Here is a 23350-nt window from a genome sequence, read left to right as displayed (position 1 = left end):
TTGATTGGAGGAATCGTATGAAAACAGCAATTTCTAATAATACACAACACGCATGCCAGTCTTCTGTTGATCAATGGGCAGAAGAAATACGTCCGTATTACAAGAACGGGCAGAATGCTGGCTACATTCCAGCACTCGGAAAAGTGAATTCCTCTCAACTTGGTATCAGCGTGATAGGCCCAGATGGATCATCTGTACGATATGGTGATTGGGACGTTCCCTTTACCCTGCAAAGTATCTCAAAAGTCATCAGCTTTATAGCTGCCTGTTTAGGAAGAGGCGTACCTTACGTCTTGGATCGGGTAGATGTAGAGCCAACTGGTGATGCATTTAATTCCATCTACCGTCTTGAGATGCATAAACCAGGAAAGCCCTTTAATCCAATGATTAATGCTGGAGCTATTACTGTATCCTCCATCCTTCCCGGAAAGACTTCTACAGAAAAGCTAGCATATATTTTCGATTTAATCGAAAACTTAATAGGTAAGCGTCCTTCTGTTAATGAAGAGGTTTATCAATCAGAATGGGCAACTGCGCATCGCAACCGGGCACTTGCTTATTATTTAAAAGAAACCAATTATTTAGAATCGGATGTCGAGGACACGTTAGAAGTGTATTTAAAGCAATGTTCCATCGAGGTCACAACAGAGGACATCGCCTTGATTGGACTGATTATATCAAGTGATGGCTACCATCCCTTTAAACAAGTCCAAGTCATCCCAAAGGATATCGCCAGACTAACAAAGGCATTGATGCTGACATGCGGCATGTATAATGCGTCTGGGAATTTTGCTGCTTTCGTAGGCGTTCCAGCCAAAAGTGGTGTGTCTGGAGGAATTATGGCTTGCGTTCCGCCAAGCGCAAGAAGAGAGTTCCCGTTTCAGACAGGCTGTGGTATTGGCATTTACGGTCCTGCCATTGACGATTGTGGAAATAGTATTACCGGTGTCATGATGCTGAAAAAGCTCGCTAAAGAGTGGGATCTCAGTATTTTTTAAAAAGAACAGTGATGAATTCGAAGAGGTGATGTTATGAACGAAAAAGCTTTGCTATCTTATTTAACACATACAAATGATTTTATTTGGACTTATATTGTGATTGCTCTGTTACTTGGTGTTGGGGTGTACTTCACATATAGAACACGCTTCCTGCAAGTGAGAATGATCAAAGAAATGCTGCGTGTCCTGAAAGAAGGAAGAAAAGAAAAAGAGGGAATATCACCGTTCCAAGCATTTGCCATCAGTATGGCAGCACGCGTAGGAACAGGTAATATCACAGGGATTGCCATCGCTATTGCCATTGGTGGCCCTGGTGCCATCTTTTGGATGTGGATCGTAGCCATTATCGGATCTGCTTCAAGTTTCGTTGAAAGTACACTAGCTCAAGTATATAAAGTAAAAGACAAAACAGGCTTCCGCGGTGGACCTGCTTATTATATGGAAAAAGGACTAAACAAGCGCTGGATGGGGGTTTTATTTGCAATCCTGATTACGATTTCTTTTGGAATCGTCTTTAACTCTGTTCAATCAAATACAATTACTGTTGCTTTTAAAAATTCCTTTGGTCTCGATCGTTTAACTATCGGTATCATTATGGCTGTTATTTTTGCCGCAATTATTTTCAAGGGAATTCAAGCGATTGCAAAGGCATCTGAATATATTGTCGTTGTGCTTGCTGTTGCTTACATCGGTATTGCGCTCTTTGTCATTGTGACCAATATTACTGAACTTCCTGGTGTCATCAGCACGATTGTGAAACACGCCTTCGGGTTTGAACAGTTCGCTGGCGGTACGCTAGGCGGTGCTTTATTACAAGGGATTAAACGCGGTCTCTTCTCAAATGAAGCTGGTATGGGTAGTGCACCTAACGCAGCAGCAACGGCTGTAACGAGCCACCCTGTTAAACAAGGATTAATCCAAGCATTCGGCGTGTTAACAGATACGTTAATTATTTGTACAAGCACAGCCTTCCTTGTCCTGTTTTCTGATGCGTATAAAACAACAAATTTGCAAGGAATTGAATTAACACAGGCTTCTCTCAGTCAGCACATTGGACCATGGGCATCTGGATTCCTTGCCATCATGATTTTCCTATTCGCGTTTAGTACATTGATTGGTAACTATTACTATGGGGAAACGAACATTGAATTCCTGGGAGCCAACAAAATTTGGCTAAACATATACCGCGTTGCTGTTATAGGAATGGTTTTGTTTGGCTCAATTGCTAAAGTTGATCTTGTTTGGGGGCTAGCTGACATATTCATGGGACTCATGGTCATCGTCAACCTCATTGCTATTACCATGCTGTCTAAGGTCGCCTTCGCAGCACTGAAGGATTACACGAGACAGAAAAAAGAAGGCAAAGATCCTGTTTTCTATAAAAATGCCGTTCCAAACAATGAGAAAATTGAATGCTGGGACGACGAACCTGCTGCATTGAAAAAGAATCAAATTGGATAAATCAAAAAAAGCTCTGGTCCTCTGATCAGAGCTTTTTTCTTTATGTCAAGAATTCGAGTATGAGTTTGTTGACGACGTCTGGTTTTTCATGATTGATCCAATGAGAGGCATCATCGACAAAGATCAGCTGGCCATTTGGACAGATCTTAATCGTTTCCTTCGCCAGCTTTCTGCTTAAAAATTTGTCCTCCATCCCCCAGATCATGCGAACAGGAACGAGAATTCGTTTTGAAATTGGCTTTTCAAAGCCGCCTTTTTTAATGGCTCGGTACCAATTCAGCATTGAGGTCAAGGCGCCTGGCTGCGTCCAAGCGAGCTTGTAGCTTGAGACATCTTCCTTCGTGAACAAATGTGGTCTTGCAGTAAGCCCAATGGCTTCATCCAGCTTTTGGAAGTGATTTTCTTGAAGTGCTGCCTCAGGAACATTTGGGAGCTGAAAAAAAGCGATATAAGAGCTTTTCTTCCACTGCGGCGGATAAAAAGGAAGAACCCTCATCATCACCCGCGGATGCGGCATATTCACAATGATTAATTTCTCGACATATTGAGAACGGGTCGAAGCCAAATGCCAAGCAACAGCCCCGCCCCAGTCATGTCCGCCGACAATCGCCTTTTGGTTCGGGCTCAGCGTCTTGATCAAACCCACAATATCATCTCTCAATTTATCTAATACGTAGGATTCGACTCCTTCTGGCTTGTCACTTAGATGGTAGCCTCTTTGATCAGGAACGACAACACGATAGCCTGCCTCAGCCAAGGGGATGATTTGATTTTTCCAGCCGTACCAAAACTCAGGAAACCCGTGGAGCAGTACAAGCAGCGGGCCATTTTCCGGTCCAGCCATTGCTGTATGAAGTGTTATACCATTTGTTTGGATTGATTGAAACTCAATTTGTTCCATTCCTTTGCCACCCTTCTCCTTGTCCTTTTATTCTTCCAACATAGCATATTTTCCATTTTTCAGAAAATAAAAACACTCACAAAAAAACCTTCACACTCGTGTGAAGGTCTTAGTCTATTTCATATAATTCAGAACCCAGATCAACCCATTTTTCCGGTCCTGTACTTGTCCGTGAAGTGCGCCAAAGAAGGTATCCTGTAATTCAACCAGTACATCTCCATCAGCTTCCAGCGCTTCATAGACAGCCTTTAGTTCTTCTTCATTGTCAAACTGCATGATCAATCTGAGATTCTCTGGCTTTGGCGTGCGTCCAAACGTATCTGAAAAATGAAGCAGTGATTCCCCAAGATGCAATTCAGCATGCAGGACACGGTCTTGATGTTCATTTAAGATTTGAATATCCCCACCAAAAATCCCTTGATAATATTGAAGAGATTCTTTCACATCTTCTACAACAATATAAGGACTAACACTAATCATATCCCTCATCCTCCTCTTGTTCCGTCCATTATCTCTTTTATAGCTTATCCCAAATCGTATGAAAAAAGGCACAAATCGTCAACGGATTTGCACCTTTTTCTCATGAAGATTTCGCTAATTCACTGTGTTTGTTTGAATACGCTGCGTACATGACGACACCGATTAACAGCCAAACCCCAAAGTAAAGCCATGTCCGGCCTGGTAAGTTGAGCATAAGGAACAAGCAGCAGCCCATTGATATAATCGGCAAAACCGGCACAAAAGGAACCCTGAAGCCCCTCTCAAGCTGCTGATGTGTCTTTCTCAAAATAAGCACAGATAAACTGACCATGGCAAACGTTAATAACGCACCGATATTCGCTAAGTTGGACAGATCCTTCAAATCAATAAAGCCTGAAATAACAGCTGTCATTCCGCCAATCATCCATATGCTAGCAACAGGCGTATCGCTTTTGTTTGTTTTTGAAAACACTTTAGGCAAAAGTCCGTCTCGGCCCATCGCATAGGCAATTCGAGTTGCCGCATAATTATTGGCGAAAATCACAGCCATCAATCCAATGACCGCACCAACAGAAATAATACCAGCCACGCTATTTTGATGTACACTTTGCAGGACATAGGACATAGCCTCTGTGACATTCAGCTTTGTATAATGCACCATGCCTGTCATGACCAAACAAACGACAATGTAAATGATCGTACAAATAAGTAATGAACCTATGATCCCAATTGGCAGGTTCCGCTGCGGATTTTTCACCTCTTCAGCTGAAGCAGAAATCGCATCAAATCCTAAAAAGGCAAAAAATACAGCAGCAGCACCGGCAATAACGCCTTCTGCGCCAAACGGCATAAATGGCTGCCAATTGGCTGGCTGTACATAAAAGCCGCCTACTACAATGAAAAGAACAATAATACCGAGTTTCACAAACACCATGATATTATTAAATTTTTTACTTTCCTTCGTTCCTCTAGATAAGATCCACGCAATCAGTAAAGCAATGATAATCGCCGGCAGATTCATATATCCGCCTTGCTCTGGCCCCGCTAAGAATTGATGCGGAATCGAAATTCCAAATCCCTCAAGCAGGCTGTTGAAATAACTCGACCAGCCGCTGGCGACAGCTGAAGCTGTCAGCATATAAACAGATAATAAGGTCCAGCCCATCAAATGGCCTACAAGCTCGCCCATAGTTGTATATGAATAAATGTATGCACTGCCGAATACAGGAAGCGCTGATGCCATTTCTGCATAGCAAAGTGCTGCCAAACTGCACACAATGGCTGCAATCGCAAAGGAGAAAATGACAGCCGGTCCAGCATCCTTAGCTGCTGTAATTCCAGTTAATACCATAACCCCTGTACCAATCACTGCCCCTATACCAAGAAGCGTGAGATCAAGCCCGCCCAGCGTTTTCTTTACCTTTTGCTGTCTGCTCTGTTCCAACAAATCGTGAATGTGTTTCTTACGAAGAATATGTCGCAAACCCTTTCCCTCCAAAACGTTAGAAAAACAAAAAATCATTCAAATTTCATTATAGCAGAATAGGTACTAAGCATTCACAACCAATTCACGTAAATCTTTCTTCATGATTTTACCAAGCTTGTTTTTTGGCAGTTCACTGATGAAATGAATGGATGGCACTTTGTAATCGGCCAAACGTTCCTGACAATAGTTCACCACATCTTCCTCGCAGAAATCGGCGGATTCGTCTTTTATGATATATGCACTTGGCACTTCACCATATAATTCGTCCGGCACCCCGATGACAGCTGATTCAATCACACCCGGAATTTGTTCAATGACTTCTTCTACTTGATCAGGGTAGATATTATCTCCGCCGTATAAAATCACATCTTTGTATCTGCCTGTGATAAATAGAAAACCGTCTTCGTCTAGATAGCCTGCATCTCCCATATGGAACCAGCCATCTTTGAGTACCTTCGCAGTTGCGTCAGGCTGATGATAATAGCCTAAGAAATAAAACGGACTTCTCATGACGACTTCGCCAATTTCTCCAGCTGGCAGTGTTTCCTCTGTCTCAGGATGAACGATTTTCACTTCTACATCTGGATCCACTTTACCAGCAGAGCCCATTTTATCCTCGCCCATCGCAGGATGCCACGCACTGACAACCCATGCTTCCGTGCTTCCGTAGCCATGCATCATCTGAATGCCTGCTTCTTTGTAGTCCTTAATCAAACGGACCGGCACCTTCGTACCGCCAGAAATCGCAATTTCAAAGGATGAAAGATCATACGAACCACGCTTCATTTCTTCCAACATGTACGTATAAGCTGAAGGGAAAGCCATCATGAACGTGATTCTTTCTTTTTCAATTGTTTCTAAAATGCGCTTCGGTGTTGCATCATGTAAGAAAACAAGCGTATACCCTTCAATCGCAGCGGCGATCAGGTGATTAATTGAACTCATATGATACAGAGGGTGACTCGCTAAGTACCGCTTTCCTTTCAAGTCAAATCCTCGATTCCCACGTCTTGTTAAAAATTGATAGATTCGTCCATGTCCAACCATACAGCCTTTTGGATTACCCGTTGTCCCAGAGGTAAATAAGATCATCGCTAGATCCTCCTCTGATACCTCTTCTGCAAGATCACTGCCATCATTTGAAGCCAATATATCTTCAAACAGCTGCGTTGTTTTCGCATTCACACCAGATTCTACCATGAGGCAGTTGTCTAAAGAAACATCCGCCGCAGCAATAATGTCACGGAATTCTCGATCAAAGAATAAAGCCTTTGGATCTGCTTTTTTCAAAATCCCTTCCAGCTCAAAAGAAGTAAGCTGCCAGCTAAGCGGAACTGCGACTGCACCTGCTTTAATGGCTGCCAGCATAATCGTTGAAAAGTGATGATGGTTTTGACAAATAAAGCAAACGCGATCGCCTTTTCGAATTCCTTTTTGATGTAAGTAATGAGCGAGCTGGTCGATGCGTTTTGCATATTCTTCAAATGTATAAGACACACCTCCGCCAGTTACCGCCTCAATTTGTGAAGAGCGTTCCATTCTGTCGTTTAGTAATGCCTGTAAAGTATTCAATATCTTCATCTCCAAACGTTTGATTTCCAATAGCCAATTTCCAGCGAATTGGGTTGGCAGATTTTATCTCATTCACATTCTAAAATAAAAACAGCTGAAAGTAAAATCATTTCATTTTGGAATTGTTCCTTTTATTAATTGATAATATAGGTAATTTTATAGCCGTCTTCCATTTTGGTTTAAATCATGATGATTATTATGATAAGATAGACCTAGTAATTGATCGGAAAATGCGAATGCAATAGGAAAAGAGGTATGGAGAATGCAACATTTCGAGCTAGAGGCAAGTTTGTTAGACCATGCACTGACAAAGTATTTAAAGGCGACGAAACAATTAGATGAAGAAAATATTCCGAAAAACGTCACGAATGTTAAAGGATTTATTTTACGTATCATCTACCGCCATCAATCATGTACTGTGAAAAATATTCTTCAGGAAGTTTCATTATCTCCCTCTGCAACAACAACCGCTCTCAATCACTTAGAAGACGAAGGGCTGATTATCCGCTCTCGAAATAATAATGACCGCCGGACTGTGTGGATTGAACTCTCTGAATTGGGTGAACAAATTGCTAAACAAATGATCGACAATCGCCAGCTGCTTGTGAATCAATTGTTCAACCACCTTTCAGAGGAAGATAAAAAAACATTTTTTGAATTAATCGAAAAAATGATGGACGAGCACACATTAAAGGCTTAGGAATACTCCTAAGCCTTTAGATTTTTGACAAAGGGCTAAACTTCTTTTCAGAGTGATCGAAAACCTTTGCAGCCCTAGGAAGGATGAGTAATGGAGCGGAGCGAATTGAACATTCGTGAGCACCGGCACACAGACCTGGCACCGAATGCGAGGGTTTGTCTATACGCCCTAAGCCTTCTTTTTATGGCTTTAAGACGACCTTTATACAATCATCCTGTTTGTCATTGAAGATGTGGTACGCATGAGCAGCTTCATCTAATGGCAATTTGTGTGTGATAATGGCTCTTGGATCGATTTCACCGCTTGTCACTTTTTGATAGAGTTTTGACATGTATCCTCGAGCAGGGGCTTGGCCCATTTTCAAGGTGACGTTTCTTGCGAAAAAAGCACCTAATGGGAACATATTGTACAGGCCGCCGTACACACCCGTCATCTGCACTGTTCCGCACTTGCGAACGGCTTTTGTGGCAATTTGAATGGGTCCGATCGTTCCGCCTTGCAGCTTGAGCTTTTGCTCAATTTTTTCAAGCGGCGACTTCTTCCCGTCCATTCCCACACAATCAATCACAACATCGGCCCCGCCCTTTGTGAGCTCCTTTAACGTTTCTCCCATGTCGGGATCTTCTGTAAAGTCAAAAACCTCCACGCCGCTCATCCGTTTTGCATGCCGCAGGCGGTAATCGATGTAATCGACGGCTATCACACGTTCCGCCCCTTTTTGCCAAGCAAATTGCTGTGCCATTAACCCAACAGGTCCGCAGCCTAGCACGATGACCGTATCGCCTTTTTTCACACCTGCGTGCTCTACGCTCCAATAGGCGGTTGGCAGGACATCTGATAAGAACAGCAATTGTTCATCCTCCAGCTCACAATCCTCTGGAATCTTAAACGGGGTGTAATTTCCAAAAGGTACGCGTAAATACTCTGCCTGTCCTCCGGGATAATTCCCATATTTGTCACTATAGCCAAAAAGTCCACCCGAGTCGTAGTGCGGGTTTGAGTTGTCGCATTGGCTTTCTAAGTGATGATCGCAATATTGGCATTTACCACATGCAACGGTAAATGGAATGACGACACGGTCTCCCTTTTTTACGGCTGTGACATCCGGGCCAACTTCCTCCACAATCCCCATTGGTTCATGCCCAATCACATAGCCGATTGGAAGCGGGAAATTCCCCTGATACAAATGTAAATCTGATCCACAAATTGATGTCGATGTAATCCGTATAATCACATCTTCTCGATCTTGAATCGACGGTGCATCTACTTTTTTCACTGCAATGCTATTTTTCCCTTGATAAGTAACGGCTCTCACATGCATTTCCTCCTTTAGCTCAAGTCATCTTTACATAGCTTCACCTTGAATGAATGCTTCATTCATCAAATGAGAAATTTATGTGGAGGAGGCAAAAAACAAAAAAAGCCTGTCGATTGTTTCGACAGACTCATAATGTTGTGTAACGCGTTACACACTTATTCCTTTTCGACAAAAAACAAATCATATTGAGTTGAAGTCTCCCGATTGAACATGAAATTCCCTTCTTGAATAAAATAGGGACATATACTTTGTCTTGGAGATTCTTCAAACTGCTCATACACCTGCTCAATTTCTCCTGGTAGCAGCAAAACCAACATTTTATTTGAATGAGACATAAATTCATAAGAGTGAATCGTATCAGGCGGGATATAGGCAAAGTCACCCGGCATCAAGCAAATATCTTCTCCATTCAAATGAAGGTTCATTTTCCCTTCAACACAATAGAGCGCTTCAGTATGAACTTGATGATAATGCGGCGGGAAATATTTCTCCTTCGCTCCTTCAATCACAAAATGACTGAATCCGCCCCCTGTTGTTTCTACTGTTGCAATCAGCTCATGAATCTGACCATCAATGATGTATTGCTTCCCTTCACCAGCCTCTAATACATAAGGCTGCACCTTTTGAGGGAGCTGACTATGAAATAAAACGGAGGGCCTCGTTGTATTGGACAGTTCTCTGATTCCATGCATCAGGATGATATCGCTTTCTTTTTCAGCCTGCTGAAAACTGGCTGCATCGAAAGCATGATTCATCATAGAACATTCATTCTGAAAAAGCCTCTTCCCAATTTGCTGATAGACATCTGTCATTTTTCCGCCCAGCGTATATGAAATAAATCTTGTTTTATGACTATGCATTCTGTAGCCATGAATCGTTTTGGGCGGGATATGAATATAATCAAAGGCAGTTACCATGTATTTTTTACCGTCCAGCATCACTTCAAGCTTTCCTTCCAGCACAAAAATGGTTTCAAATAAGTGCTCATGACAGTGCAGCGGGAAATAAGCTCCTTTCCCACCTGTGATTAAGGCAAGCTCAAACAGCTGATTCGTTTGATTTGCTTCTGCCAGCATTTGAACAAGCTGATTCTCCAGCCCATACAGTTTTCCTGAACCAGACATGGTATAAAAAGAGGTACCTTCGGATTGCTTGATCGATTGCGGTTGCTCCGACATCCCATCACTCCTCATGACGAATTGACTATCTATATTATATAGACCAATTGATATAATAGATAGACAATATGCGAGAGATTTTACTCTTCTCGCATAAATAAGTGTCTAAGGTAACTTTTTACGTGTTCTAAAGGAGTCGTTTGTTTGAGTGCAGTCGTCATCGATAGACCACCGATTACCATTGAGTGAAGGAGAGAAGCCAGCTCATCCGCTTTGTTTTCTTCATACCCGCTGTTCATTAGCTTTTCTTTTACAAGCTCCTGCCAGCGGATCATTTCTTGTTTGCATGCAACATGGAGCTGCGTGTTTTCCGGCTTTGACTCTGCCGCCAGCAAGACAATTGGAATCCCTCTTTCACTTTCTTTCTCCATAAATCCTCGAATGATGTTTGTCATAAAACGATCGATGGCGATATACGGATCATCCGAATAAGCAAAGCCTTCTTCAATTTGATTGATGACCTTTTGACTAATGTATTCAACAGATGCAATGGCCAGCTCTTCTTTTCCATTTGGAAAGTAATAATAAAGAGAGCCTTTAGGTGTGCCGCTCTCTCTGATAATTTGATTCAATCCTGTCGCATGGTATCCCTGTTTACGTAAAAGAAGTGCTGCCGTTTGAATGATTTTATCCTTCGTACTCACGTGTGACACTCTTTTCCCTCCATAGACCAAAGTCGCTTATCATGCGTTATCGATTTAATTGTCTAGTTCCTTTCCAAATCGAGGATGTCTCCATTTCCGCCGCAAGCCTGAGCAGCCAGTCCTCTTTCCCTTTAGGCGCTGTCACCTGTACCCCTAAAGGCATGCCCGCGCTAGTGAGATGAACCGGTACACTCATTGATGGCTGACCTGTTAAGTTGGCAAGCTGTGTAAATGGGGTGTAGGTCAAGCTCTTGAGGAACATATCATAAATAAGATCCTGCTGTGCTTGCATTGAAAGAGATGACACACGTAAAAGTTCGGCTGTTTCCTGATCTGAATGCATAAGCTCACCAACCTTTGGAGCTGAATAGGCAGTAGCTGGTGTCACATAGAGATCGTAGGTTTGATGAAATGACGCCATTTGTGCAGCAGCCCGATCCCACGCATCAAGACTTTCTGTATAAGCAGCTGCGGTCACATTCTTGCCAGCCTCCGCCAGCACCCATGCCACGATGTCCGTTTCCTCCGGCTTTACTGGACGCCCTAAGGAACGAGCCAAGGAAGTGAATAACGCAGACATTTCTCCACTGTTCATCACGTAATATTGCTGCATGAGATGAACCCCATCAATTTCCGGCTTGGCTTCTTCTACTTGATGACCTTGCTCACTCAGCCATTTCACTGTTTGCTGAACCGCCTGCTTCGCTTCCTCACTGACCTTCGTGCCAACTGGAGATTCTACACTGTAAGCAATTCGCATAGAAGATGTACGTTTCACCAGATCCTCTTGGTAACTGCCCTCGTATAACGGAGTTTGGAAAGCAGCTTCGGGCTGAATGACTTGAAGAAGATCAAGAAGGGCTGCACTGTCCCGCACGGTTTTTGTGAGTGTAAAGTCGATGGAAGCCCCTTGCCACTGCCTTCCTGCGCCTGGGCCTACCGGCGTTCTTCCCCGCGTAGGCTTAAGACCGAACAAACCGGTAAAGGAGGCTGGAATCCGAATGGAACCACCGCCATCACTTGCTCCGCCAGCAGGTACAATGCCGCTTGCAACAGCTGCTGCTGTCCCGCCGCTTGAGCCGCCTGGAGAATAGTCCGTATTCCAAGGATTTCTCGTTGGCCCATGTAACGCAGGTTCCGTCACATTTCTTAAACCGAATTCCGGTGTATTTGTATGCCCAATCATGAGAAAACCAGCCTGCTTCAATCGATCAACAAAGTGCGAATCCGAGTTGGCTTTTACATCCTTTAACAGCAAAGCGCCTGCTGTCAGCGGTTCGTTTTTAATCCCTTGTGATATATTTTTCAGCACAAACGGAACGCCTGCAAATGGCTGATACTCATGTAACTCCTTGATATCTTTTAAAACTTGATCTTGTCTCGTCTGTATCACAGCGTTTAGTTCTGGATTGACCTCATTCAATCTATTAAATGCAGCCTGCATAAGCTCCTCGGGCGTTACCTGCCTATTCCGCACAAGTGCTGCTAAGCCAGTCGCATCATACGTCATATACTCTTTTACGTTCATCAACATGTCCTTCTTTCTCTTATCTTGATGTCTCTATTGTCTACTAGAATTCTATGAATTTCAATTTCAGGTTACTAGTAAAAATAACTTTCTCAACAAGACGACAATTCTACTATCCCATCCCTCTGCTTTCTCCGATATAATAGAGAAAAAAAGACCGAGATCATCGGATGAGAGGAGCCACGCCTTGAAAAGGAAAATATTGATCGTCATCGCGTTTCTTCTTGCGCTGACAACTGCTTTGCCCTTCCATTCGCAGGCAGCTGCACCGTCAAAAGAAACAGATGTTATCATCGTCTATAAAAATCAAAAAGGGAAACAAACAGCTATTGAGGAAAGTGAGAAAGTGAACGCACAGTACATACATCTTCCCGCGGTCGCTGTGACAGCAGATGAACAAGCGGTCACCTCACTCAAAAAAGACCCAAACATCGCTTACGTCTCAAAAAACGTAAAGGTTAAACTCGCAGCTTCTACTGTGAAGAAAACAGCCGCTGCTACTAATCAGGATGCATTGGTACAAAAATCTTACAACCTGCAAAAACTCAATATAAAACAAGCAATAAAAGAAGGCGTCACTGGTAAAAATGTAAAAGTAGCCGTTTTAGATACTGGCATTTTCTCACACGAGGATTTAAAGGTAGCCGGCGGTAAATCATTCGTGAACTACACATCCTCTTATAAAGATGATGAAGGACATGGCACACATGTCGCCGGCACGATTGGTGCGCTTAATAACGATTATGGAACAGTTGGCGTCGCTTCTGGTGTGAAGCTGTATGCTGTGAAAGTGTTAGATAAAACGGGAGAAGGCGATCTATATAGTCTGCTTCGAGGCATCGATTGGGCGATTACCAACAAGATGGACATTATTAATTTAAGTTTAGGCTTTGAAGACAATATCCCCATCTTGCGTTCAGCAGTGGATGAAGCCTATAAAAAAGGACTACTTGTAGTCGCTGCAAGCGGAAATGATGGGAAAAAGAATCATATTAGCTACCCTGCCGCTTACAATAGCGTCATTGCCGTATCTGCAACGACTGACAAAGACAAACTCGCGTCTATCTCGAATACAGGGAAAGGGATTGAATTTTCTGCCCCTGGCCAGAACGTCATCAGCACTTATTTAAAAAATGAATATTGGTATGCAACGGGTACATCACAAGCTGCACCGCATGTCACAGGAATGCTGGCACTGTTAAAGCAGCTTCATCCGAAGAAAACAAATGCACAGCTTCGCACTTTATTGCGCAGCTATACAGTGGATCTTGGTGCAAAAGGGAGGGATCCACAATTCGGCTATGGCCGCGTGCAATATGTGCCGCAATCCTCCTTTTTAAAGGCTGCGGCCAGTGCTGTTAAAAAAGCCGAAACATCTAAAAAGCAGGAAGATGTCAATCAAGCCAAAACAAGAATTGGCCGGCTCACTGCAAGCAAACAAAAAACAGCACTCACAGAACGGGTGAAGAAAGTCCAAGCAGCCATTGATATCCGCTCGGCACGTGCAAAGGTCAAAACAGCCGAAAAAAACAAAACACAGGGCGCTATTAAAAGTGCTCAAACGGCCATCAAAAAACTAAACAAAGGCAAAGAAAAAACAAGCCTGCAAAACCGGCTCGACAAAGTCAAAAAACAAGTCGCTTATCAAAAGAAAGTGACAGACGCTAAACAAAAGGTCAAAAAAGCGGAAGCGAAACGAACAAAGAAAACAAAAGCAGCGGCCCAAAGCGCTGTCAAACAGCTAAAAGCCTCCAAAACAAAAACCAATTTACAAAAACGATTAAACCGTATTAAGGTTTAACAAAAAAAAACGATTCCTTTCAGCGAGGAATCGTTTTTTCTATTTCAACATCGGCTCAAACAAACTGTGATGATATTTTCCTTCGGCATCTGCCCTCACTTGATCGAGAATGCTTTCTAACGAAGCCATCACGCCCTTTAATGCCCGTTGCACCGAACCATGTTCAAAATCCGCTAAACTCTCCGGCAATTCATCTTCATCCAGCACAAAGACATCACCATTCGGAAGAACGAGTAGATCAATAATGAGATCTTCAAACATGACCAGCTGGCCGTTGAACTGAGTATCTCCCACCATATTAAGATAAGATCCTAGTTCCTTCCCTTGATCATCTCTCCAGAAATATATGTTGTAAGGACGACCCTTCCAATAATAAGCGGTCGTATAGCTCCCTTTTGGAATGGTCAGAGCACCATCACCTGCCCTCATCGTAAACGGGTCTTCAATCTTGTGAAACAGCACAGCCTGCTGCTTCTGTGCGTCTAACAGCTGACAGGTATGTTCCACAACTTTTTGATCGTATTTGATTTTTCTCTCGATGACTTCATCCCAACGATCCGCATGCAGCGAAAACAATATGTCACAACTCCCTCTAAACACTCGTTTCTTTCTAGTATACACCGATTTTTTTTGAAGAAATAAAGGATTGCGCTTTTACTTCTGGAAGATGAATGATGAGGTGAAAAGAAATGAACGGAATCACGATTCTTGAAAACTTTACACAGCTTGGACAAATCATCCTCATTATTTGCGGCTTTGCCCTTTATTGACAGCTAGTGAAAACGAAGAGAGAACGAAAGCTGTCTCCTTATGAGCGCATGTTAAAATTCTTTGTCATGTTCGGTTTCATCTCATGGGGGGTATCATATTGGGCGCTGGCACTGTGGGCGTAAATTAAAAAAAGGAAGAGCTGCCCATGGACGTAAGCTCTTCCTTTTGCTGCACGTTTATATTATGAACCTGCCGGCTGTTCTTTCTTGATCACATATTGATAGCTCTTGACATGCGTCCCACTCGAGCTCACAAAATCTTTATCAAGCGCACGCTCAAAACCCATTCTTTCATATAGGCGAATGGCGGCCTGCATTTTATCAGATGTATGCAGATACAGGACATTTTCGCCCCATGATTGCGTTAGTTCAATACTTTTACGCAGCAACGACTCTGCAATTCCTTTTCCCCTCACATCGGGATCTACTCCTAAAAACCGGACGATGGCTGATGTAATGCCCATTTCTGGATTGTCATATGCTTGCTCTGATGACCGGAACATTTGAAGCGTCCCCACAACCTTGCCGTCAAGCTCCGCCACCAGCATCAGCTCCATGTTCGGATTATCTACAGCTGCTGCAAGCGCGGCAGAATAATCTTGCCAGCCTTCCTCTGTAAATTGAGGCGCATACTGTGCATAGGATTTGATCAGCACGCTCCTGATGGCCTCATGATCTTCTTTGACTGCTTGACGAATGATTAGCTCTTGCTGCTTCATGTCAGCACCTCCTGCTCTCTATTAGTGGATATACGTATCATGCAATCACTGCATGTGATAGCCTTACTCTTTTCTCTACTCATTCAATGTAAAGAGTCTCATTCGAAAGATCAATCATTTTGCACGGAAACATCTTTGAAAATTTTTCATTGAAAAGGAACGCTTGATTCATTATGCTGTGTTGAGGAAGTATACGAGGAGTGTTGTCATCATATGAGTTCTTTATCTTATCCCCAAGACTCGAAAAAAAATCGATTTCTCCTTGCCGCATTGCTCGGATCTTTAACAGCCCTTGCTCCGCTGGCAATGGATATGTATTTACCTGCATTGCCTCATATTGCTCGTGATTTTGAGGCAAGTACGGCGTTGTCCCAATTAAGTCTCATGGCTTGTCTCATTGGACTGGCGCTTGGCCAGCTGATTGCAGGCCCGATCAGCGATACGATCGGCAGAAGAAAACCGCTGATGATTGGCTTGATTATCTTTATAGCGGCATCACTTCTTTGTACAGTGGTCACATCGATTTGGATGTTCATTCTTCTTAGATTGATTCAAGGACTTGCTGGTTCAGCAGGCATTGTCATTGCACGAGCTATCGTGCGAGATCATTATGAAGGATCAGAAATGACGAAATTCTTTGCACTGCTGATGTTAGTCAACGGGGTGGCTCCGGCAGCAGCACCTATTGTGGGTGGACAAATTTTACGCTTCACGACATGGCAGGGTGTATTTGTCCTACTCGGAATTCTCGGGGCATTGATGCTGCTGAGATCCATCTTTTCACTGCAAGAAAGCTTACCTGCGGAGCGTAGACAGACCGGGGGCTTTCAACAGATTGCAGGCGCGATGAAAATTTTAGCCAGTGATCGTCTATTTGTTGGATATGCCCTCGCACAAGGTCTTGTATTCGCAGCGATGTTTGCTTATATTTCCGGGTCACCGTTTGTGCTCCAGGATATTTTTAACCTTTCTCCACAAGGCTTTAGTGCGGCCTTTGCAGTGAATAGTCTTGGGATCATCACAGCTGGACAAGTATTTGCCCGAGTCGCTGCGAAAATCGGTGAAGAGAAAGTCCTTCGCATTGGATTGCTGACAGCTGCATTAGGGGGAGTCACTTTATTTTTCATGATCTCGATTGATGCAGGATTGTACGGTATTCTCATTCCGCTGTTTTTTGTGGTATCAAGCGTTGGAATTGTCGGAACCTCTGCACCGTCTCTTGCGATGCAGCATCACGGGGCACATGCAGGAAGTGCAGCTGCACTGATCGGTGTGGCGCAAATGCTGCTAGGCGCTTGCATGACACCTCTTGTCGGACTAGCCGGAAGCCAAACAGCCTTTCCAATGGGTCTGATCATTATGCTTTGTGATCTAGGCGCACTTTGCTGTTATTTCTTCTTTGTGGCCCGAGCGAAAAAAAGACCCGCATAAGCGGGTTTTAGACTGTTGACAAAGGGCTAAAATGATCTTGATTTTAGCTCTTTGTCTTTTTTCATTTATTATGGCTTACTCCAATTGATGGTGCGGAACACGTTGCTCTGGTCATTGTTGTGATATACATCTAGATCAAAGCCTGATATGCCAAAACCAATTGCCATAACAATTCCTCCGGCAACGGTGAAGATGATTCCCCATTTGATGACTTGCTTTTTTAAATCGTTCACGTTCATACTCTCACGACCTTCTTTTTAAACATTCCCATGAATGCCTTAGTGGTTTGAATAGTTATTTGCACAAATAGCTTTGTCAAATACGCCGTGGCTATGCCGCTTAATAATCCGGCACCTAATAGAAAAATACCAACGCCAATCTGCGTCACCACCACATGCAAACCGTCCTGAAAGATAAATGGAGAACCAATGATGCTCCAAAAACCTCCGAGCAGACCAACCAGCGTCACTGTACCTGTCACGAGTGGAATACACCAAATCACCATATACACAGAAAGAATCAGTAGAAAGACTGTTGCTAGAATACTGCCCCATAACGGAAAACCTAAAATGAGAATGGAGAGTCTTGTGGCTTTTTCTCCAAACGTCGGCACCTGAACGGTTTTTATTCCTTGTTCCTTCATAATCCCTTCAGCGATCATAGCAGGCTGCCCGACTTGTTGAACCGCTTCCTGTTCACTGTAGCCATCTTCCTGATAATCCTCAATTATTTCATCGTAGTATTCGATAAACCGATCACTATCTTTGTCGCCTAGAAGATGCAGATGCTTCTTTAGGCTGCTTAAAAATTCTTTTTTATTCATTGCCCTGTCCTCCAGAAATAAAGTCGTAAATCGCCATCACCTGATCCCATTCCTCTAAAAACTGCGCCATATGCTCCCGCCCGCTTTCTGTCATGCGGTAGTATTTTCTTAATCGACTGTTATGTTCCTGGGAATAGGTCTCCACATAATTGTTTTGCTCTAAACGCTTTAAAATCGGATACAATGTCGATTCTGAAATCTCAATACAACGGGACATATCTTTAATGATTTGATAACCATAGGAATCGCCTTTCTTTAATACCGCCAGTACACAAAACTCCAGTAATCCTTTTTTTAATTGTGCATTCATGTTTACAACTCCTAACTCTTTATACTATACATTACATAGTATTGTGTGACAAGAGGTATAAAGAATAAAAAAAGACCCTTTTTCGGGTCTTTTCATTTTTATATATTCACAAATCCTTCTCCGAACACATCGCGCACGTCATGGACAACCACAAATGCGTCTCGATCAATTTTCTTAATAATTTTCTTGAGGCGCATGAGCTCTTGCTTTTGAATGACTGCGTAAAGAATTTCCTTCGATTCCTTTGAATAATGACCGCGTCCGTTTAAAATTGTTACGCCTCGGTCCAGGGTGTGATTGATTTCTTCCGCAATATCATCTTTGCATGAAGAAATAATCGTCACTGCCTTTTTCGTGTTAAGTCCTTCTATCACGAAGTCCATCACCTTTGTCGCCACATACAGCATCACAATGGTAAACATTAATTTTTCCGCACCAATAATAAAGTAGGAAGCAAATACAACGATCAGATCAAAGAACAAGATGGCATAGCTCACGTTCCAGTCTAAATACTTGTTGGCAATTCTTCCGAGAATGGCAGAGCCCGCCGTTGTTCCGCCTGCTCTTAGCACTAGACCAATCCCGATACCGATGATAATTCCTGCAAAAATTGCTCCAATGATCAATTCATGAACATTCACGACCCATGTTGTGGTCAAGTGTAAAAATAGAGAGTTACTTGCGACGGCAACCACCGTATAAATCGTGGTCTTCTTGTCCAAGTATTTATATCCCACAAGTAATAAGATCGCATTCAACACAAGGTTCGTCAGCCACGGTGCAATCTCAAACAAATAATAAAAAATGATGGACAGCCCCGTTACGCCGCCTTCACCAAATTCAAGCGGAATGACAAACATGTTCACTGCTGCGGCAAATAAAAAAGAACCAACTAAAATCATCGTTATATCTTTTACACATTTTTTCAATTCTTCTTTCCTCCTTTTTTAAGCATATAAAAAACCCTCTTTCTGCACGAAAGAAGACAGTCGTTGGACAACATAAAAATCAAAAGACGGCGCCTTTTGATGAAGCTTTCTGAAATCAATCTTTCCATAATATATATCTCTTTTTAGAGGCTGTCAATGACTTGGTTTTCTATTATTTTGACTGCATTTTTATGCATCAAAACCCGCATGTTTTCAGGGTTTTCGCGCCCTAATATGCTTTTTCCTCTCCTTGACAAAAACGCTTTAGTCATTTAAACTACTGCCTCATATCATACCCATCAAATCCGATCTAAAAAGGAGGCTGTTTGATTCCGATGAATCCTATTCAAAGCCGTTTACAGGCTCACGCACCTTTGATTTTAGACGGTGCATTAGCAACAGAGCTTGAACGAAAGGGCTGTAACTTAAATGACAGTTTATGGTCAGCCAAAATACTTATTGAACAGCCACAATTGATTCAGCAAGTACACTTGGACTACTTCCAAGCAGGTGCTGACTGTGCCACAACCGCCAGCTACCAAACAACGATTGAAGGCTTTGCTGAAAAAGGCTATACAAAAGAAGAAGCGCTTGAACTCATGAAACGATCTGTCACTTTAGCGAAAGAGGCACGCGATCTTTTTTGGCAGGATGAAGCGCGTCGTGAAGGGCGGACAAAACCCTTTGTCGCTGGATCTGTGGGGCCATTCGGCGCTTATTTGTCTGATGGTTCAGAATATAAGGGAAATTACGGACTCTCTGAGCAGGCTCTCATTAATTTTCACAGACCAAGAATTCAGGCATTAGTAGAAGCGGGAGCAGATATTCTTGCATGTGAAACGATTCCTTGTTTGATTGAAGCAACAGCCATCGCAAAGCTGCTGCGGGATGAATTCAGCGGGGTATCTGCTTGGATCACATTCAGCGCAAAGGATGGCCTGCACATTAGTGAAGGTGACTCCATACGGGAATGTGTACAGGCACTTGAACCTTATGAACAAATCGCTGCTGTCGGCGTGAACTGTACGCCGCCGCAATTTATCACTTCTCTCATTCAAGAAATGAAAAAAGGAACAAGCAAACCGATTGTGGTGTATCCAAACTCAGGTGAAGTATATGATCCTGAAGAAAAGATTTGGAGCGGTGATACGTCACATCTTACTTTTGGCGAATGTGCGTATCAATGGTACAAAGACGGCGCGCATATCATCGGCGGCTGCTGCCGCACGACTCCAGAAGATATCAATAACATCTTAAAACGAACCACATCATGAATCATCACACATACTTCTAAGCAAAAGGGCGGGAAGACATGGAACAAGCAAAAGATCAGTCACAACAATATCAACGAAAAATGACGAGCCGGCACCTGTTCATGCTTTCTCTAGGCGGCGTCATTGGGACAGGGCTCTTTTTAAGCTCTGGGTATACCATTAATCAGGCCGGACCTGCGGGAACCATTCTTGCCTATCTTGTGGGGGCATTAATTGTCTACCTCGTGATGCTTTGTTTAGGTGAGCTGTCTGTCGCTATGCCGGTCACAGGGGCTTTTCATACGTACGCAACAAAATACATTGGACCTGGTACAGGCTATACGGTCGCTTGGCTATACTGGCTGACATGGACAGTGGCACTCGGTTCGGAATTTACAGCGGCAGGATTATTAATGCAGCGCTGGTTTCCAGACACTTCGGTTTGGATGTGGAGTGGTGTTTTTGCTCTTCTCATCTTTTTACTGAATGCATTTACAGTCAAATTTTTTGCAGAATCAGAGTTTTGGTTTTCCAGTATTAAAGTGATGGCTATTATTCTCTTTATTATTCTTGGCGGAGCTGCAATGTTTGGTTTGATTCCATTAAAGGGCGGTGAGGCCGCTCCGTTCTTTTCTAATTTCACAGGCGAAGGCGGACTTTTCCCAAACGGCTTTTTACCGATTTTAATGACGATGCTTGCTGTCAATTTTGCTTTTTCAGGGACGGAGTTGATTGGGATTGCTGCGGGTGAAAGCGTCAATCCTGACGAGACCATCCCAAGAGCCATTCGCACAACTGTCCTGCGTCTCGTCCTGTTTTTCGTTGGAACGATCGTTGTTTTGGCTGGCTTGATTCCAGTAGAAGAAGCCGGGGTGATCAAAAGCCCATTTGTCGTGGTATTTGATCGTATCGGGATTCCTTATGCCGCAGATTTCATGAATTTTGTCATCCTGACCGCGATCTTATCTGCCGCAAACTCAGGATTATACGCGTCATCTCGTATGCTTTGGTCGCTTTCTGAAGAACGGACACTTCCTAAAAAACTGGCGAAACTGACATCAAAAGGAATTCCTTTGAATGCACTCATTTTAAGTATGATCGGTGGTATTCTTTCATTGCTATCGAGTGTGATCGCACCAGAAACGGTATACCTTGTTCTTGTGTCAATCTCCGGACTGGCCGTTGTGGTTGTATGGATGGGAATTGCTGCCTCACAGTTGATGTTTCGGAAAAGATTTTTACAGGAAGGCGGACAGCTTCATGATTTGTCCTTTCGAACCCCGCTCTATCCAGTGGTTCCGATTGCTGCCTTCCTCCTATGTCTTGCATCTGTCATTGGCATTGCCTTTGACCCAAATCAGCGGATTGCCCTCATCTGCGGCATTCCTTTCATTGCGCTCTGCTATGCTGCCTATTATGCGACAGCTTGGATTCAGAAAAAACGAGAAAAACCTGGTGTATAAACATCAGGTTTTTTCTATATAAAGCAGCTGACAAAAAAGGATATCACTAGTAAAAGAAGCACACTTTGGTATATGATAGGAATCTATGATTTTCAGGATGAACCAAGGGAGTTGTCGTGAATATGGAAATGACCATTACAAGAGCATTAAGTGAACTGAAAATGTTAGATAAAAGAATCAACCGAACTGTTGATGACGCCATACTTGGCGGATTGATGATCGGGAAACATATACAGCACGGATTTCAGAATCAAGAAGAAGTTGAAAAAAAGGCGAAGGCTGATGATCAATCGATTCAAGCTTTAATCAAACGCCGGAATGCCATCAAATCTGCCATCGTTGTATCAAATGCAACCACAATGATTGATGTAGCAGGTGTCCGTATGGTGGCAGAGGCGATTGAACGTAAGACGTCGATAGACTACGATATTCGTTATTTACGGAAAATGAAACAAGTGTACAAAGAGCTGGTTGACAAAGCAGAACAAACGAATGAAGATGTGAAAAGGAGACTTGATCAGCATTTAGAAACCTTGTTTGGGAAAGATGGAAAGACACAAGCGGCTGCCAACCAAGAGATCGTGAAGTCTTTTCTAGCTGAAAATGAGGCAGTGATCATCGATCCGCTTCGCCTTCGAGTAAAAATTGAACAGCTTTCGAAAGAAATTGAAGATTTCCAAATGGAAGTTGATTTTTCCTTGTCTGAAAGCAATACACTGACGAAAATACAGATCGATTAATTGATTTTGTTAGTGAGCCGAAAATTGATAGAACTAAACACCTCCGAGGGAAAGGTCATTCCCTCCTCATCTGATGATCATCTTAGGATGATCCTTGATAAAAGCTCAAAGCTGAACGTTCAAGGATCAAAGTTCAAGTGTAAAAGTTCTTATCCATCAAAGCTTAAGATTAAAAGTTAAACGCTCGATCGAATCTGGGAGTAACGGCTGATGAGTGTTTGTTTATCGACTCTTTCGGTTGCCGCCCAGCAGGTTTGCTAACAAAAAGAAAAGGATGTCACCTGATGACATCCTTTTTTTCTATGAGATTAGTAACGTGATGTATACGCCAAATGGTACACACTTGTGACATTTGAAGATAGTTTGATGTCGTTTGACGTAAACGTCACTGGAACGATATCGTAGTAATGTGTTGACCAGCCTGCATTATTGTATGATTGGTAGCCTGCACCTGCAGGAACTTGAAACGTGAGTGAAAACTGTCCATACTCGTCTGTTGTGCCTGTCGCTGTTTGAGCATATGATTTGATTGCTGCTTCAAAATAAAGCTGGATCGGCTGATTAGGCATGAGGTTTCCGCTTGCATCTTTTAGTGTCCCTTTAAACGTAGCTGGATAATAAGAACCCACACGATATTTACTGCCATAGCCGTAATTCACTATCCCACTATCGGCTGCTGTGACACTTGTCACTTGTACGGATGCTGGTACTGCACCTGTTTCTTCAGCATGTGCAAAGCTTGGGAATACGAGAAGCAATGATAGAAAGAAAGCAAACATGATTTTTTTCATCGATAAATCCTCCTTTTATTTCCTACTATATTACTATCGACAGGAATTGGTATT

23 protein-coding genes are annotated in these 23350 nt (G+C 43.0%); 8 read left to right on the top strand and 15 right to left on the bottom strand.

Going from position 1 to position 23350, the window contains the following annotated elements; translation table 11 throughout:
- The first annotated feature begins 17 nt into the window (after positions 1–17).
- Together AOQ70_RS01075 and AOQ70_RS01070 are read left to right on the top strand one after the other, a co-directional pair.
- Positions 18–998 (top strand): glutaminase, encoded by a 981-nt coding sequence (locus AOQ70_RS01075; protein WP_008342152.1) that lies wholly within the window; start codon positions 18–20, stop codon positions 996–998.
- A 33-nt stretch (positions 999–1031) separates the two neighbouring features.
- Positions 1032–2459 (top strand): alanine/glycine:cation symporter family protein, encoded by a 1428-nt coding sequence (locus AOQ70_RS01070; RefSeq protein ID WP_059374541.1) that lies wholly within the window; start codon positions 1032–1034, stop codon positions 2457–2459.
- Positions 2460–2499: 40 nt separating this feature from the next.
- Here the strand turns inward: AOQ70_RS01070 and AOQ70_RS01065 are convergent, their stop codons facing one another.
- From AOQ70_RS01065 to AOQ70_RS01050, 4 genes are all read right to left on the bottom strand, one after another.
- Positions 2500–3360 (bottom strand): alpha/beta fold hydrolase, encoded by an 861-nt coding sequence (locus tag AOQ70_RS01065; protein ID WP_058837257.1) that lies wholly within the window; start codon positions 3358–3360, stop codon positions 2500–2502.
- A 114-nt stretch (positions 3361–3474) separates the two neighbouring features.
- Entirely contained in the window at positions 3475–3840 is a 366-nt protein-coding gene (locus AOQ70_RS01060; protein ID WP_025092526.1) for a VOC family protein, read from the bottom strand.
- A 100-nt stretch (positions 3841–3940) separates the two neighbouring features.
- Positions 3941–5323 carry an amino acid permease gene (locus AOQ70_RS01055; RefSeq protein ID WP_058837256.1) on the bottom strand — a complete coding sequence of 461 codons (1383 nt, stop codon included), beginning with the start codon at positions 5321–5323 and terminating at the stop codon, positions 3941–3943.
- Between the two features lie 66 nt (positions 5324–5389).
- On the bottom strand, positions 5390–6898 hold the full coding sequence (locus AOQ70_RS01050) for a class I adenylate-forming enzyme family protein (RefSeq protein ID WP_059374539.1): 1509 nt from the start codon (positions 6896–6898) through the stop codon (positions 5390–5392).
- Between the two features lie 262 nt (positions 6899–7160).
- Between AOQ70_RS01050 and AOQ70_RS01045 the strand changes: the two genes are divergently transcribed.
- Positions 7161–7598, top strand: coding sequence for a MarR family winged helix-turn-helix transcriptional regulator (locus AOQ70_RS01045; protein ID WP_039176203.1), 438 nt, complete (start codon positions 7161–7163; stop codon positions 7596–7598).
- A gap of 181 nt (positions 7599–7779) precedes the next feature.
- Here AOQ70_RS01045 and AOQ70_RS01040 read toward each other — a convergent pair whose 3' ends face one another.
- From AOQ70_RS01040 to AOQ70_RS01025, 4 genes are all read right to left on the bottom strand, one after another.
- Positions 7780–8913, bottom strand: coding sequence for a zinc-dependent alcohol dehydrogenase (locus AOQ70_RS01040; protein WP_059374537.1), 1134 nt, complete (start codon positions 8911–8913; stop codon positions 7780–7782).
- Between the two features lie 158 nt (positions 8914–9071).
- Entirely contained in the window at positions 9072–10094 is a 1023-nt protein-coding gene (locus AOQ70_RS01035) for a quercetin 2,3-dioxygenase (protein WP_058837254.1), read from the bottom strand.
- An 80-nt stretch (positions 10095–10174) separates the two neighbouring features.
- The gene (locus AOQ70_RS01030; RefSeq protein WP_231730800.1) at positions 10175–10747 is read right to left on the bottom strand and encodes a TetR/AcrR family transcriptional regulator; all 573 of its coding nucleotides are present in this window, start codon (positions 10745–10747) and stop codon (positions 10175–10177) included.
- A 37-nt stretch (positions 10748–10784) separates the two neighbouring features.
- Complete coding sequence (locus AOQ70_RS01025; protein WP_059374536.1) at positions 10785–12266, bottom strand: amidase; 1482 nt, start codon at positions 12264–12266, stop codon at positions 10785–10787.
- Positions 12267–12453: 187 nt separating this feature from the next.
- On the opposite strand from AOQ70_RS01025, the gene AOQ70_RS01020 reads away from it, so the two are divergent.
- Positions 12454–14067 carry a S8 family peptidase gene (locus tag AOQ70_RS01020; RefSeq protein ID WP_039176194.1) on the top strand — a complete coding sequence of 538 codons (1614 nt, stop codon included), beginning with the start codon at positions 12454–12456 and terminating at the stop codon, positions 14065–14067.
- 39 nt (positions 14068–14106) lie between these two features.
- Here AOQ70_RS01020 and AOQ70_RS01015 read toward each other — a convergent pair whose 3' ends face one another.
- Both AOQ70_RS01015 and AOQ70_RS01005 read right to left on the bottom strand, forming a co-directional pair.
- Positions 14107–14643 (bottom strand): DUF402 domain-containing protein, encoded by a 537-nt coding sequence (locus AOQ70_RS01015; protein ID WP_082700795.1) that lies wholly within the window; start codon positions 14641–14643, stop codon positions 14107–14109.
- 376 nt (positions 14644–15019) lie between these two features.
- The gene (locus tag AOQ70_RS01005) at positions 15020–15556 is read right to left on the bottom strand and encodes a GNAT family N-acetyltransferase (protein WP_058837250.1); all 537 of its coding nucleotides are present in this window, start codon (positions 15554–15556) and stop codon (positions 15020–15022) included.
- A gap of 213 nt (positions 15557–15769) precedes the next feature.
- Between AOQ70_RS01005 and AOQ70_RS01000 the strand changes: the two genes are divergently transcribed.
- A complete protein-coding gene (locus AOQ70_RS01000; protein ID WP_059374534.1) occupies positions 15770–16987 on the top strand; it encodes a multidrug effflux MFS transporter in 1218 nt (405 codons plus the stop codon).
- A gap of 68 nt (positions 16988–17055) precedes the next feature.
- Here AOQ70_RS01000 and AOQ70_RS19625 read toward each other — a convergent pair whose 3' ends face one another.
- The 4 genes from AOQ70_RS19625 to AOQ70_RS00985 form a co-directional block, all read right to left on the bottom strand.
- Entirely contained in the window at positions 17056–17226 is a 171-nt protein-coding gene (locus tag AOQ70_RS19625; RefSeq protein WP_197414590.1) for a hypothetical protein, read from the bottom strand.
- Entirely contained in the window at positions 17223–17810 is a 588-nt protein-coding gene (locus AOQ70_RS00995) for a DUF1700 domain-containing protein (protein ID WP_058837248.1), read from the bottom strand. The genes AOQ70_RS19625 and AOQ70_RS00995 overlap by 4 nt, the downstream gene beginning before the upstream one ends.
- Positions 17803–18120 (bottom strand): PadR family transcriptional regulator, encoded by a 318-nt coding sequence (locus tag AOQ70_RS00990; protein WP_039176181.1) that lies wholly within the window; start codon positions 18118–18120, stop codon positions 17803–17805. Before AOQ70_RS00990 ends, AOQ70_RS00995 begins: the two co-directional genes overlap by 8 nt.
- Positions 18121–18218: 98 nt before the next feature.
- Positions 18219–19049, bottom strand: a complete 831-nt coding sequence (locus AOQ70_RS00985; protein WP_039176179.1) for a YitT family protein — start codon at positions 19047–19049, stop codon at positions 18219–18221.
- Between the two features lie 335 nt (positions 19050–19384).
- On the opposite strand from AOQ70_RS00985, the gene mmuM reads away from it, so the two are divergent.
- The 3 genes from mmuM (at position 19385) to AOQ70_RS00970 (ending at position 22505) form a co-directional block, all read left to right on the top strand.
- Positions 19385–20323, top strand: coding sequence for a homocysteine S-methyltransferase (gene mmuM / locus AOQ70_RS00980; RefSeq protein WP_059374550.1), 939 nt, complete (start codon positions 19385–19387; stop codon positions 20321–20323).
- Positions 20324–20361: 38 nt separating this feature from the next.
- Positions 20362–21765 carry an S-methylmethionine permease gene (mmuP, locus tag AOQ70_RS00975; RefSeq protein WP_059374532.1) on the top strand — a complete coding sequence of 468 codons (1404 nt, stop codon included), beginning with the start codon at positions 20362–20364 and terminating at the stop codon, positions 21763–21765.
- Between the two features lie 122 nt (positions 21766–21887).
- Positions 21888–22505, top strand: a complete 618-nt coding sequence (locus AOQ70_RS00970) for a hypothetical protein (RefSeq protein ID WP_059374530.1) — start codon at positions 21888–21890, stop codon at positions 22503–22505.
- A 308-nt stretch (positions 22506–22813) separates the two neighbouring features.
- Here the strand turns inward: AOQ70_RS00970 and AOQ70_RS00965 are convergent, their stop codons facing one another.
- Positions 22814–23296, bottom strand: a complete 483-nt coding sequence (locus tag AOQ70_RS00965; RefSeq protein ID WP_059374529.1) for a hypothetical protein — start codon at positions 23294–23296, stop codon at positions 22814–22816.
- Positions 23297–23350: the final 54 nt, after the last annotated feature.

Source organism: Bacillus sp. AM 13(2015) (assembly GCF_001518755.1).
In the GTDB taxonomy this organism is placed as follows: domain Bacteria; phylum Bacillota; class Bacilli; order Bacillales; family Bacillaceae; genus Bacillus; species Bacillus safensis.
The sequence above is the reverse complement of the archived record's forward strand: the minus strand, read 5'-3'. Positions and strand labels throughout refer to the sequence as shown.